Below are 10,906 nucleotides of genomic sequence, written 5' to 3'. Positions count from 1 at the left end.
CGATCATGGTCGGCGCCTTCTTCGACGATCTCCTCGACCGCACCGTCGTTCTGGGGTACTCCCGCCTGGGTCTGGCTGTGCGGCAACAGTTCTGGCGGACACCCGAACTGCCGGACAACGCTCTCGCCGGCCGCACCGTGCTGGTCACCGGGGCGAATTCCGGCATCGGCAAGGCCATCGCCACCGAGCTCGCGGCGCTCGGGGCGACGGTGCTGATGACGGTGCGCGACCGGGCCCGCGGCGAAGCAGCGCGACACCACGTGCTGACGGTCGCGCCGGCTGCCGACGTGGCGGTGGAGGTGTGCGACGTGTCGCGCCTGGCCGCGGTCCGGTCGTTCGCCGCGGATCTGCTGTCCCGGCGCTCACGACTCGACGCCGTGATCCACAACGCCGGGGTGATGCCCGAGGAGCGGACAGAAAGCGCTGACGGACATGAGCTTTCGCTGGCCACGCACGTCCTGGGGCCGGTGTTGCTGACGGAGCTCCTGCGGCCGGCGCTGTCTGCCGCGGCGCGGGTCGTCCTGATGTCCTCCGGCGGCATGTACACCCAGGCACTTCCGGTCGATGACATCGAATACCGGCGCGGGCCCTACCGCGGCGCCACGGCGTACGCGCGCAGTAAACGCATCCAGGTGGCGTTGACACCGCTGCTGGCGCAGCGCTGGCCCGAACTGACGGTCGCGGCCATGCATCCCGGCTGGGCCGACACCCCGGGCGTCGCCCAGTCACTGCCCGGGTTCCGTCGCGTGACGCGCCCGATCCTGCGGACGCCCGAGCAGGCCGCCGACACCGCGGTCTGGCTGACGGCGACGAACCCGCCGCCGGAGTCGGGGCAGTTCTGGCACGATCGCCGGATCCGTCCCACGCACTACCTGCCCGGCGCCCACGACGACGACGCCGAGGTGCGGCAGGTGTGGCAGTACTGCGCCGCCGCCATCGGCCTGTGAGAGCTTGCCGCGCAATCAGATTCGCGCGAGTTCACGCCGAAGCCCGCGCGCCCCGTCGTCGAGGAGATGCGTCACCGCAAGCGAGAGCAGGGGCTCGATCCACCGCAGCCACCCCTGGAACGCGAACCTGATCCGGTAGGTGACCTCGGTTCCGTCGGCGTGCGGGGCCACGGTGATGGTGTCCCGTGCGACCAGGTACTGATTGACCCCGCGCAGTTCGATCGACTGCCCTGGCGTCACGCTGGTCACTTCGTAGGTGATTTCCGATGTGCGGCCGGCGAAGCGGGACGTGTTGACATAGCGGGTGCCCACGCCGCCGTCGCCGGCGATGCGTTCAGTGCGCACGGTGCCCGGGTCCCACTGCGTCGTGGTGGTGAAGTCCGCCAGGTACGCGAAGACGGCAGCCGCCGGCGCCGCCACCACGACCTGACGCTGCGCGTCGATCATCGGTCCGCCTTCCCCAACTGGTGGCGCAGGCACTGTTCCAGGTCCGGGCGCCGGAAGCGGTGCCCCGCCTCGATGAGCCGGCCGGGCACCACGCGCTGACTGGCCATGGTCAGCTCGCGGGCCCCCTGGCTGCCGAGCAGCAGCGCCGGCCCCAGGGGCGGCACGGGCAGCACGGCCGGACGGTGCAGCACCCGAGCCAGGGTCCGCGTGTAGTCGGCGTTGCGGACCGGTTGGGGCGCAACGGCATTCACCGGCCCGGAGAGCCCGGTGTCGACCAGGGCGCGGTGGTAAACGTCGATCAGGTCGTCGATGTCGATCCAGGACAGCCACTGCCGCCCGTCGCCGAGCGGCCCGCCCAGACCGGCGGCGAACAGCGGCCGCATCAGCTGCAGCGTGCCGCCACGCGGTGTCTGCACGATGCCGGTGCGGACGTTGACGACGCGCAGTCCGGCACTGGTTGCCGGTGCCGTCGCCGCTTCCCAGTCGGCGACGACATCAGCCAGGAACCCGTCGCCCGGTTGCGCCGATTCATCGAGGTGCTCGTCGGCCCGGTCGGCTCCGTACCAACCGATCGCCGACGCGCTGACGAAGACCGCCGGTCCGTCGGTCGCGCGTGCGGCGCACTCGGCCAGCCGGCGGGTCGGCTCGATCCGGCTGTCCCGCACCGCCTTCTTGTGCGCGTCGGTGAATCGGCCGGCGATCGACGCGCCCGCCAGGTGGACGACCGCGTCGATACCGTCGAGCAGATCCTCGGCGGGTGATTCGGGATCCCAGCGGCGTTCGGTGTCGTCGCGTGGTTCGCGGCGCACCAACCGGATCACTCGGTGACCGCCGGTGGACAGGAAAGCGGTCAGCGCGCCGCCGACCAGTCCCGACGCCCCGGTCACCGCCACCGAGCCTGGACGCCCGCCGTGTTCGCGCGCCCACTGATGGGCGGCCAGGTCGTCGCTCAGCTGGCGATGCCTGTACCGGAACGTCTGCTGCAGCAGATTCCCGGGGACCGGCGTATCGACGCGATCGGTGACCCGGGTGCGCCCGTCGGCGACGGCGTCGAAGCAGTGTTCGTGCCGCCAGTGCCCGACCAAACCGGTTGGCAGCGAACGCAGTCCGCCCCGACCGAGTTCGTCGACGAAACGTGCGGGCGGCGCGTAGTCGGCGGGACTGTGTTGCGCGCTCCAGCGCAGCCCGCCGGGCAGGCCGAGCACGGCGCGCCCGTCAGCCAGCGACGCCGCTTCGGCGACCACGCTCATCGGCTGCCACGGTGGCAGCAGCCGGTGGATGGCCCCCGGCCGGGCATGCCAGGCGAACACGTCGTCGCGCGGCGCGTCGACCACACTGCTGTACTCGATTCCCATCGAACCTCCGAGTCGAACGGTCTCTGGTGGGATTCGGAGCCAACCGGCCGGCGGATGGGTCCGGTCAGTTGATGGGCTTGTAGCTGAACGACACCTTGCCGTCGGCGACGTCGGTGACCGTCAGCGTGTAGGCGCGGTTCTGACCGCCGACAACCGCGGTGCACCGCTGGGTCGCCCCGACCTTGCTGTCCACATCCCCGTCGCACCTGACCGTGCCCGGGCTCTGCCCCAGTTGCGCCGCGAGAGAGCTCTCCGCCACGGACTTCTCCAGCACGGGCGTCAGGCCGTAATTCATTGCGAGGCCGGACACTTCGCTCACCAGCGCGGTGCGCCGGCTGGTGAACCCGTCATCGGTGATGTCGCACAACGCCACCGCACCCTGCTTGCCCTCGAGCCCCGACAGGCACACGACGGCATCCGGCGCGGCCTTACGCGTACGAGTCACCATGTCCGCTACCGCCGCCTCCAGCTGGGTCTTGGACACCGCCGGGGTCATCGAATAGCTGACCTTGCCGCCGTCGACCCCGGACACCGTGATGGTCGGCTGGATTCCGTACGCCGGTGACATGGTGACGTCGCACCGCGTGCTCTGCCCGATCCGGGCGATGAGGCCGCGCTCGCAGATCACCGCCTGCGGCGGCTGGCTGGTGAAGGCGTCGTGGATCGCCCGTTCCAGCGACGCCTTGTCCACCATCGGCAGCTGCGCCGACGGCTTGGCCTGGACGGCTTCCGGTTCCGGCCGGGTGAGGCTGTAGACCAGCGCCGCGAGCCCCGTCAGGAGCAGCCCAGCGATGACGACCAGTGCCAGGATGCGCGCCCTCATAGCCGCTATTGTGCCCCCGCTACATCAGGTCATTTGCGGGCACGTCATTTCGGTGCTCGCGGTACCACGCCACGGTGCGGGCCAGCCCGTCGTCGAGTGCCACCTGCGGCGACCAGCCCAGCGCCCGCATCTTCGAGATGTCCGGGCACCGGCGCGGTGTGCCGCCGGCCTGCAACTCGCCCGGCTTGATCTCGAGCTCGACGCCGACGGCCCGGCCGATCCGCGTCGCCAGCTCCCGGACGCTGAGCTCCTCGTCGCTGCCGATGTGGTAAACCTCGCGGTGGCCGCCCTTTTCGTACATCGTCAAGATGCCCTGGACGATGTCGTCGACGTAGCAGAACGAGCGTGTCTCGCTGCCGTCACCCTGGATCGGGAACGTCGGGTCACCGGCCTCCTGGCAGCCCAGCGCCCGCAGGATGAACTGGGGCTCGACGTGCTTCCACCCCATGTTCGGCCCGAACACGTTGTGCGGCCGGAAGACCTGCACCTGCCGGTAGTGGTCCTGCCCGTAGTTGAAGGCGATCAGCTCGCTGACGATCTTGCCGCCGCCGTAGGAGTACCGCGGGTTGAGGCTGTCCGGCAGCATCAGCGGGATGGTCTCGGGCGTCGGGATGATCGCGGGCGTCTGGTAGACCTCGGCGGTCGAGGCGACGATGAGGTCCGGCACCCCCGCCGCGCGGCCGGCGTTGGTCACCGCGAGCGCACCGCGCAGGCCGACGTCGAGCACCAGTTCCGGTTGCTTGTAGAAGTTCTCGGTGCCGTTGATGGCGGCCAGGTGCATGACCACCTCGGCGCCGGCGAACGCCTTCTCGAGGGCGTCCTGATCACGGACGTCGCATGTGAAAAGCTCGACGTCCGAAGCGACTTCCGCGAAGCGGCCGGCATCGCCGCGGACCATGGAGTCCACCACCGCGACCTGCCAGCCGTCCCGCACCAGCCGCTTGACCAGGTAGGCGCCGATGAATCCGCCACCACCGGTGACCACGACCCGCTCAGACACGCTCGACGACCTTTCCGCTGCGGCCCACGGCGAAGTAGCTGTCGCCGAGTTCGGTGGTCGGCAGGTGGCTGTAGTGGTTCCAGTAGTCGAAGACGAAACCGTCGGGGCTGATGAACTCGCTGATGGTGCGCGGCGAGATGGTGCCCAGCGACGGGTGGTTGTTGCCGAGGACGACGACGTCCGCGCCGCTGACCGCGTCGCCGAACCGGTTGTACACCTTGTGCCCCGGAAAGGCTTCGGCCAGAACGTCATTCGGCGTGACGGGGTCGTAGACACCGATCTCGGCATCGGGGTGCGCCGCCTTCAACTCGCTCAGCACCTTGATGGACATCGACCCACGCAGGTCGCTGGTCTCGGGCTGGCCCTTGAACGCCATGCCCAGCAGGTTGATCTTCAGCGGCCCGTCGGCACCCAGCTTCCGGCGCGCGATCTCGCTGCTGATGAAGCGCACCGTCTCGGCGGGCTGGCGCTCGTTGACCAGGCGGCCGGCGGCGGTGATGTCCAGGGTGACGCCGCGCTCGCGGACGCTCTCCATGAGGATGTGCGGGTCCTTCTCCAGGCACGGCCCGCCCACCAGACCCGGCAACGGGATATTGGTGCGGTTGTATCCGAGCTTGCCTGCCGAGATCACCTCATAGGCGCTGACCCCGAAGGCGTCGCAAATCCGGGCGACTTCGTTGGCAAATGCGAATTGGACATCGCGGAACGTGTTGCTCACCAATTTGATGATCTCGGCGGTCTCGATATCGGAGACCAGCACGATCGAGCTGGTGAGTTTCCGGAACACCGCGGCGGCCCGGTCGGCGACCGCCGGGTCGTCGGCGCCGACGATCTGCGGCAGTTCGCGCAATTCCTGCAGCGCCTTGCCTTCCAGGGTGCGCTCGGGGCACATGGCGATGTCGAAGCTCTTGCCGCTGGCGGCCAGCATCGGCGCCACCACGTCGCGCGTGGTGCCGACCTTGACCGTCGAACGCAGGATGACCAGCGCGCCGTCCTGCATGTTGCCGGCGATGTCGCGGGCCGCGGCCTCGATCATGTCGACGCGCGCGACACCGTCCGCCGACAACGGCGTGCCGACGGTGATGATGTACGTGTCGCACGAGAAGCTGTCGTCAAATGCGGTGACAGCCTTCAATTTCCCGAATCGGGTGACGCCCTCGAGGGCGTCGGGCAGGCCGGTCTCGGTGAAATGCGGCAAACCCTGATTGGTCATATCGACCAATTCCTGACGGGTCTCGATTCCGATGACGGAGTTGCCGGCCTCGGCCAGCACAGTGGCCAGCGTCAGCCCCACATATCCCAGGCCGATGATTCCGACGTCGTATTTCTCTGGCAAATCCTCAATCCCTCCGGTCAGCCCTGTGGGAGACGGCTGATGTCATACCGCAGCGGTCCTCGCGCAAACAAGTTTCGACCTTACGGGTCGGCGGCGCATTTCGGGCCTAGGTACGCTCACAGTGTGCCGCTGCCCGCAGACCCACATCCCGCTTTCGCCACCTATGCGCATCCCGATCGCCTGGTGACCGCCGACTGGCTGTCAGGCAACATCGGACGCCCCGGTTTGGCCATCGTCGAGTCCGACGAAGACGTCCTGCTGTACGACACCGGCCACATCCCCGGCGCGGTGAAGATCGACTGGCATACCGACCTCAATGACCCGCATGTCCGCGATTACATCGACGGCGCGCAGTTCGCCGCGCTGATGGATCGCAAGGGCATCAGCCGCGACGACACCGTGGTGATCTACGGCGACAAGAGCAACTGGTGGGCGGCCTACGCGCTGTGGGTGTTCACCCTCTTCGGGCACCCGGATGTCCGTCTGCTCGACGGTGGCCGCGACCTGTGGATCACCAACGGCCGGGACACCACCCTGGACGTCCCGAGCAAGCAGACCACGGGGTACCCGGTGGTCGAGCGCAACGACGCCCCGATCCGCGCCTTCAAGGACGACGTCCTCGCGATCCTCGGCAAAGAGCCGCTGATCGACGTCCGCTCTCCGCAGGAGTACACCGGCGAGCGCACCCACATGCCCGACTACCCGGAGGAGGGTGCGCTGCGCGGCGGTCACATCCCCACCGCGCGGTCCATCCCGTGGGCAAAGGCCGTCGACGACAGCGGCCGGTTCCGCGGGCGCGCCGAACTCGATGAGCTGTACGGCTTCATCTCCCCCGACGACAAGGCCGTCGCCTACTGCCGCATCGGCGAGCGCTCCAGCCACACCTGGTTCGTGCTGACGCACCTGATCGGCCTGCCCGCCGTCCGCAATTACGACGGTTCGTGGACCGAGTGGGGCAATGCGGTGCGGGTGCCCGTCGCCGTTGGTGAGGAACCGGGGCCGGCGCCGGGCTCCGCATGACCGTCCCCGGCCCCATGCCTGAAGCCCTGGCCGAGGTGGTGTCGGATTTCGCCGACGTTCAGGGGCAGGACAAGCTGGCGCTGCTGCTGGAGTTCGCGAACGAACTCCCGCCGCTGCCGCCGTCGCTCGAAGAAGCCGCGATGGAGCCGGTGCCGGAGTGCCAGTCGCCGTTGTTCCTGCACGTCGACGCCGAAGACCCCGAGCATGTGCGGCTGTACTTCAGCGCGCCGGCGGAAGCCCCGACGACGCGGGGCTTCGCGGCCATCCTCGCGGCCGGCCTGGATGGCCTGCCGGCGTCCGACATCCTCGCGGTGCCCGACGATTTCTACGCGGACCTGGGACTGGCGAAGCTGATCAGCCCGCTGCGTCTGCGGGGTATGTCGGCCATGCTGACGCGCATCAAACGCCGCCTGCGTGACGATCAAGCGGCGAGGTACGAGCCGCGTTGAGGAACGCGGCAAATGAGATACCGCCTGCGGGAAGCGGCGTAGGACGCCGGGGGACGGCTCAGAAGAACGGCAGCTTGAACTTGCCGCTGTAGTGCAGCGCATCCGGGTTGCGCTGGCCGATGATCTTGCCGGGCACGCCGCCGACGATGCCGAACGGCGGTACCTCTTTGTTGACGACGGTGTGCGCGGCCACCACGGCGCCCCGGCCCAGCAGGGACGGCAGGACGATCGCCCGGGTCGCGATCCACACGTGGTCGTCGATCACGATGGGGTCCGGCGGGTTCGGTGCCGGCACGAAGTTGGGGTGATTGATGTCGTGCCCGCCGGCGATGATGTGCGTGTCGCTGGCGATGACGACGTCGTTGCCGATCGCGATGCCGGCCCGCGCGTCGAGAACGCACCGGAAACCGATCGAGACGCGGTCACCGATCACCAGGTACGGAATCGACCAGACGCTCGTGCCGCGGTTGATCGCGGAGCCCTTGCCGATCTTCGCCCCGAACAGCCGGAGATAACCCAGCCGGATGAAGTGGAACGGGATGTGCGTGACGATCGAGCTGTAGAACAGGGCGGCGTAGGTGTCCCGGATCCGGTGCCACAGCGTCTCCCCCGGCAGCTCGTGCTTGAGGATGTTCCCGTCTTCATCGGTCACCCACTGCATCTTGGGTGGGATACGGACGTTCGGGTTGACCGCCCGCTTGCGCGCGATCAATTCGGGGTCTGAGGCCTGCGGCTCGACGAACAACGGTGTCCCCTTACTCGTGGCTCCCCGGCGGGTCCGGTGCGGCACCAGTATCACCCAAGCAGATGTTCGGTGAGAAAGCGCGGGTCAAGCGGGTCGCTTGGGCGATCTCTAAGAAAACGTGCCGGCGCCCGCGTTCCCCGAAGTGGGGATCCGCCGGTTAGGCCTTACACTGCACGCGATACATTCTTAAAGACATTTCTTAGAGAACCGCCGTCAGGAGGCACTGTGGCCAACCACGCCAGTTCCAAGATCTCCAAGGTGCTAGTCGCCAACCGTGGAGAGATTGCTGTCCGGGTCATCCGGGCTGCCAAGGACGCCGGACTGGCCAGCGTCGCCGTTTACGCCGAGCCGGACGCCGATGCGCCGCACGTGCGGCTTGCCGACGAGGCCTTCGCCCTGGGCGGCCAGACCTCGGCCGAGTCCTACCTCGTCTTCGACAAGATCCTGGACGCCGCCGCCAAGTCCGGCGCCAACGCCATCCACCCGGGCTACGGCTTCCTGTCCGAGAACGCCGACTTCGCCCAGGCCGTCCTCGACGCCGGGCTCATCTGGATCGGGCCCAGCCCGCAGTCCATCCGCGACCTCGGTGACAAGGTCACCGCGCGCCACATCGCCGCCAAGGCGAACGCTCCGCTGGTGCCGGGTACCCCGGACCCGGTCAAGGACGCCGACGAGATCCTGGCCTTCGCCAAGGAGCACGGCCTGCCGATCGCCATCAAGGCGGCCTTCGGCGGTGGCGGCCGCGGCATGAAGGTCGCCCGCACCCTCGAGGAGATCCCCGAGCTGTTCGACTCGGCCACCCGTGAGGCCGTCGCGGCCTTCGGCCGTGGCGAGTGCTTCGTCGAGCGCTACCTGGACAAGCCGCGCCACGTCGAGGCACAGGTCATCGCCGACACCCACGGCAACGTCGTCGTCGCCGGCACCCGTGACTGCTCGCTGCAGCGCCGCTTCCAGAAGCTCGTCGAGGAGGCCCCCGCGCCGTTCCTGACCGATGCGCAGCGCAAGGAAATCCACGAGTCCGCCAAGCGGATCTGCAAGGAAGCCGGTTACTACGGTGCCGGCACCGTCGAGTACCTGGTCGGCCAGGACGGGCTGATCAGCTTCCTCGAGGTCAACACCCGCCTGCAGGTGGAACACCCGGTCACCGAGGAGACCTCGGGCATCGACCTGGTGCTGCAGCAGTTCAAGATCGCCAACGGCGAGGCCCTGGACATCACCGAGGACCCGACCCCGCGCGGCCACTCGTTCGAGTTCCGCATCAACGGCGAGGACGCCGGTCGCGGCTTCCTGCCCGCCCCCGGCCCCGTCTCGAAGTTCGAGGCGCCGACCGGCCCCGGCGTCCGCATGGACTCGGGTGTCGAGACCGGTTCGGTCATCGGTGGTCAGTTCGACTCGATGCTGGCCAAGCTGATCGTCACCGGCGCCACCCGCGACGAGGCGCTGGCCCGCTCGCGCCGTGCGCTGGCGGAGTTCAACGTCGAGGGCCTGGCCACGGTCATCCCGTTCCACCGCGCTGTGGTCTCGGACCCGGCCTTCATCGGTGACGGCGACAAGTTCGACGTGCACACCCGCTGGATCGAGACCGAGTGGAACAACACGGTCGAGCCGTTCACCGGTGGCGAGGCACTGGACGACGAAGACGCGACGCCGCGTCAGAAGGTCGTCGTCGAGGTCGGTGGCCGTCGCGTCGAGGTGTCGCTGCCCGGCGATCTGGCCATCGGTGGTGGCGGCGGTGGCGCAGCCACCGGTGCCATCAAGAAGAAGCCGAAGCCGCGCAAGCGTGGCGCCGCCGGCGGCAAGGCCGCCTCGGGCGACTCGGTCACCGCGCCGATGCAGGGCACTGTCGTGAAGGTCGCCGTCGAGGAGGGCCAGCAGGTCTCCGCGGGTGATCTGATCGTCGTGCTGGAGGCCATGAAGATGGAGAACCCGGTGACCGCGCACAAGGACGGCACCGTGACCGGTCTGTCGGTCGAGGCCGGCGCCGCCATCACGCAGGGCACCGTCATCGCCGAGCTGAAGGACTAGTTCCGGTCCGCTGGTTTCGACTCAGGGCTGCGATCCGTCACGGATCGCAGCCCTGAGTTGCATTTGAGGAGGAGTGCTGTGGAACCCATCGAGATCAATGCCGGCGCCTGGTATCTGCGCGCGCTGCGTGCCGACGACCGGATGGACGACCGGCCGTCACTCGCGGATTTGGGTGAGCACTCCCCCGATCACGTCCAAACCCGCACGGCGCAATGGGAATCCGACACGTTGTACTCGTGGGCGGTGTGCGAACCGACGACCGGCGAGCTGCTGGCCGAGATCACCTTGGACCCGGCCACGCGGGAGATTTCTGTGCGGACCCGCGCCGGGTTCGACGACGCGGCCGCGACGGGCGTCGAATCCGTGCGCCGTTTCGCCGCCGCCATGCTCGGTTAGAAGAGCAGCACCGGCAGGCTCATCGTGAGCACGATGGACATCAGCAGCAAGAGGAACCATCCGGCGCCCTGCCAGGCCCACCAGACCTGGTCGCCCCGCCAGGCCCGATAGGTTCGGACGAAGGCCCACACCCCGCTGCCGAAGAGGAACAGCGGACCGGCCAGCGCCAGGACGGTGCGGCCCGGCTTCAAATTCACCCAGGTGCATGCCGTCGTATCAAATCCGTGGCAGTGCCGGACCCAGATGGCCGCCAGCACCATGAACCCGACGCCGAGGCTTCCCATCACGAGACCGAATCGCGCAGCCTCATGCACGCTGGGATCGTCGTCGCGGAACCGATCGGTTGTCGGGCTGAGCATCAAT

Annotated in this window: 12 protein-coding genes; 5 read left to right on the top strand and 7 right to left on the bottom strand. The window is 68.5% G+C overall.

Annotation, left to right across the window (positions count from 1 at the left end; translation table 11 throughout):
• Positions 1-5 precede the first annotated feature (5 nt).
• Positions 6-947, top strand: coding sequence for an SDR family NAD(P)-dependent oxidoreductase (locus QRN63_RS15245; RefSeq protein WP_285031538.1), 942 nt, complete (start codon positions 6-8; stop codon positions 945-947).
• A gap of 15 nt (positions 948-962) precedes the next feature.
• Here QRN63_RS15245 and QRN63_RS15240 read toward each other — a convergent pair whose 3' ends face one another.
• The 5 genes from QRN63_RS15240 to QRN63_RS15220 all read right to left on the bottom strand — a co-directional run bounded on the left by QRN63_RS15240 (position 963) and on the right by QRN63_RS15220 (position 5,908).
• A complete protein-coding gene (locus tag QRN63_RS15240) occupies positions 963-1,394 on the bottom strand; it encodes an SRPBCC family protein (protein WP_267318169.1) in 432 nt (143 codons plus the stop codon).
• The gene (locus tag QRN63_RS15235) at positions 1,391-2,749 is read right to left on the bottom strand and encodes a TIGR01777 family oxidoreductase (RefSeq protein WP_285031537.1); all 1,359 of its coding nucleotides are present in this window, start codon (positions 2,747-2,749) and stop codon (positions 1,391-1,393) included. The genes QRN63_RS15240 and QRN63_RS15235 overlap by 4 nt, the downstream gene beginning before the upstream one ends.
• A gap of 64 nt (positions 2,750-2,813) precedes the next feature.
• Positions 2,814-3,572 (bottom strand): DUF4333 domain-containing protein, encoded by a 759-nt coding sequence (locus QRN63_RS15230; protein WP_285031536.1) that lies wholly within the window; start codon positions 3,570-3,572, stop codon positions 2,814-2,816.
• 19 nt (positions 3,573-3,591) lie between these two features.
• A complete protein-coding gene (locus QRN63_RS15225; protein ID WP_267318172.1) occupies positions 3,592-4,572 on the bottom strand; it encodes an NAD-dependent epimerase/dehydratase family protein in 981 nt (326 codons plus the stop codon).
• Positions 4,565-5,908: a nucleotide sugar dehydrogenase gene (locus tag QRN63_RS15220; RefSeq protein ID WP_267318173.1), complete on the bottom strand. Its 1,344-nt coding sequence runs from the start codon at positions 5,906-5,908 to the stop codon at positions 4,565-4,567. Before QRN63_RS15220 ends, QRN63_RS15225 begins: the two co-directional genes overlap by 8 nt.
• A gap of 123 nt (positions 5,909-6,031) precedes the next feature.
• Here QRN63_RS15220 and QRN63_RS15215 point away from each other — a divergent pair, with 123 nt between their 5' ends.
• Together QRN63_RS15215 and QRN63_RS15210 are read left to right on the top strand one after the other, a co-directional pair.
• Positions 6,032-6,928 (top strand): sulfurtransferase, encoded by an 897-nt coding sequence (locus QRN63_RS15215; RefSeq protein WP_285031535.1) that lies wholly within the window; start codon positions 6,032-6,034, stop codon positions 6,926-6,928.
• A gap of 14 nt (positions 6,929-6,942) precedes the next feature.
• The gene (locus tag QRN63_RS15210) at positions 6,943-7,377 is read left to right on the top strand and encodes a SufE family protein (protein WP_502888140.1); all 435 of its coding nucleotides are present in this window, start codon (positions 6,943-6,945) and stop codon (positions 7,375-7,377) included.
• Between the two features lie 58 nt (positions 7,378-7,435).
• Here the strand turns inward: QRN63_RS15210 and QRN63_RS15205 are convergent, their stop codons facing one another.
• On the bottom strand, positions 7,436-8,167 hold the full coding sequence (locus QRN63_RS15205; protein ID WP_267318176.1) for an acyltransferase: 732 nt from the start codon (positions 8,165-8,167) through the stop codon (positions 7,436-7,438).
• Between the two features lie 180 nt (positions 8,168-8,347).
• On the opposite strand from QRN63_RS15205, the gene QRN63_RS15200 reads away from it, so the two are divergent.
• Both QRN63_RS15200 and QRN63_RS15195 read left to right on the top strand, forming a co-directional pair.
• Positions 8,348-10,147: an acetyl/propionyl/methylcrotonyl-CoA carboxylase subunit alpha gene (locus QRN63_RS15200; protein WP_267318177.1), complete on the top strand. Its 1,800-nt coding sequence runs from the start codon at positions 8,348-8,350 to the stop codon at positions 10,145-10,147.
• 78 nt (positions 10,148-10,225) lie between these two features.
• Positions 10,226-10,543 carry a hypothetical protein gene (locus tag QRN63_RS15195; protein ID WP_155901807.1) on the top strand — a complete coding sequence of 106 codons (318 nt, stop codon included), beginning with the start codon at positions 10,226-10,228 and terminating at the stop codon, positions 10,541-10,543.
• Here QRN63_RS15195 and QRN63_RS15190 read toward each other — a convergent pair.
• Complete coding sequence (locus QRN63_RS15190) at positions 10,540-10,902, bottom strand: hypothetical protein (protein ID WP_267318178.1); 363 nt, start codon at positions 10,900-10,902, stop codon at positions 10,540-10,542. The genes QRN63_RS15195 and QRN63_RS15190 overlap by 4 nt on opposite strands.
• Positions 10,903-10,906: the final 4 nt, after the last annotated feature.

It is taken from the genome of Mycolicibacterium sp. lyk4-40-TYG-92, from assembly GCF_030209435.1.
Classification (GTDB): domain Bacteria; phylum Actinomycetota; class Actinomycetes; order Mycobacteriales; family Mycobacteriaceae; genus Mycobacterium.
The sequence above is the reverse complement of the archived record's forward strand: the minus strand, read 5'-3'. Positions and strand labels throughout refer to the sequence as shown.

Bases quoted from the DNA above. Each gene is read 5' to 3' on its own strand.
- QRN63_RS15245 (WP_285031538.1), top strand. From the start codon at position 6: ATGGTCGGCGCCTTCTTCGACGATCTCCTCGACCGCACCGTCGTTCTG.
- QRN63_RS15240 (WP_267318169.1), bottom strand. From the start codon at position 1,394: ATGATCGACGCGCAGCGTCAGGTCGTGGTGGCGGCGCCGGCGGCTGCC.
- QRN63_RS15235 (WP_285031537.1), bottom strand. From the start codon at position 2,749: ATGGGAATCGAGTACAGCAGTGTGGTCGACGCGCCGCGCGACGACGTG.
- QRN63_RS15230 (WP_285031536.1), bottom strand. From the start codon at position 3,572: ATGAGGGCGCGCATCCTGGCACTGGTCGTCATCGCTGGGCTGCTCCTG.
- QRN63_RS15210 (WP_502888140.1), top strand. From the start codon at position 6,943: ATGCCTGAAGCCCTGGCCGAGGTGGTGTCGGATTTCGCCGACGTTCAG.
- QRN63_RS15190 (WP_267318178.1), bottom strand. From the start codon at position 10,902: ATGCTCAGCCCGACAACCGATCGGTTCCGCGACGACGATCCCAGCGTG.